Source organism: Arsenophonus sp. ENCA (assembly GCF_002287155.1).
Taxonomy (GTDB): domain Bacteria; phylum Pseudomonadota; class Gammaproteobacteria; order Enterobacterales; family Enterobacteriaceae; genus Arsenophonus; species Arsenophonus nilaparvatae.
The window spans coordinates 1-872 of the sequence record NZ_NHNG01000199.1; the positions used below are offsets into that span (position 1 = coordinate 1).

Here is an 872-nt window from a genome sequence, read left to right on the forward strand (position 1 = left end):
TTAAACGCGCTCGAAAATAATGTCTTCAAGGGCGTCACTGTGTTGAATATGCTCAAATAAATTCATGTTGTAGCGGGCCGCTAGTTCACCAAGACGCTGGTCTTGTTCATTAAAATCACGGCAGTTCTCGCAAATCGATAAATAGGTTTCATAGTCTTGTTCGGTAATATCCACGGTTTTTGACAGATAAACCGATTGGCGAGCGGTAATATGGACAGGGCGTGTTGTCATGATTAACGTACCTCCCAGGTTATTCGGCAGTTATCTTGCAGAAACTGGTATTTTTCCCAGCGACCCTGATGGTCGGTACCCAGGGCATAGCGAACGGCATGCCCCTTTTTATGTAAGGCATCACACCGTCGGTTATGCAGCAGGGTAATGGTCGGACGGCTATAGCCATCAACGGTAAACTGACGGATGGTAAAACCTTCCTGGCTGAGGTTGTCCATTACCGACAAGCATTGCCTGAACTGCTGCTGGATGGCCTGGCAGGTCATCGCTGACGGGTTTTTAATGGTCACAGCGGGGTTAAGCATTAATCCCTCCTGACAGGTTGCCATTCGATGCTCACAAGCCTCTGTCAATAATGGCATGCGCGTTTTGGTCATGGACGAGCCTCCCAGGTCACACAACAGTCTTGATAGTTCATCTGGTAAGCGACCCATCGGCCAAAATCATCCTCTCCTTCTCTTACTGGGATAGCCAGACCATCGCTTGCCAGAAACTCACAACGGTGGTCATAGTCCACGGTAATCATCGGTGAGGTACGCCCATTGATTTGAAGTTCCAGCACGGTGAAGCCTTCGTCACTTAACTGCTTCATGACATTGCAGCTGCGTTTTAAATAGCCTTGTAATAAAGGGCTGCCAAGC

General features: G+C 48.5%; 3 protein-coding genes. All 3 read right to left on the reverse strand.

What is annotated here, in order from left to right:
• Positions 1-231, reverse strand: a complete 231-nt coding sequence (locus CBG25_RS05075) for a hypothetical protein (RefSeq protein ID WP_290605014.1) — start codon at positions 229-231, stop codon at positions 1-3.
• Positions 232-233: 2 nt separating this feature from the next.
• Entirely contained in the window at positions 234-608 is a 375-nt protein-coding gene (locus CBG25_RS05080; protein WP_290605016.1) for a hypothetical protein, read from the reverse strand.
• Positions 605-872, reverse strand: a 268-nt coding sequence (locus CBG25_RS05085; protein WP_290605017.1) for a hypothetical protein, incomplete at its 5' end; no start/stop codon positions are given. The genes CBG25_RS05080 and CBG25_RS05085, both read right to left, overlap by 4 nt.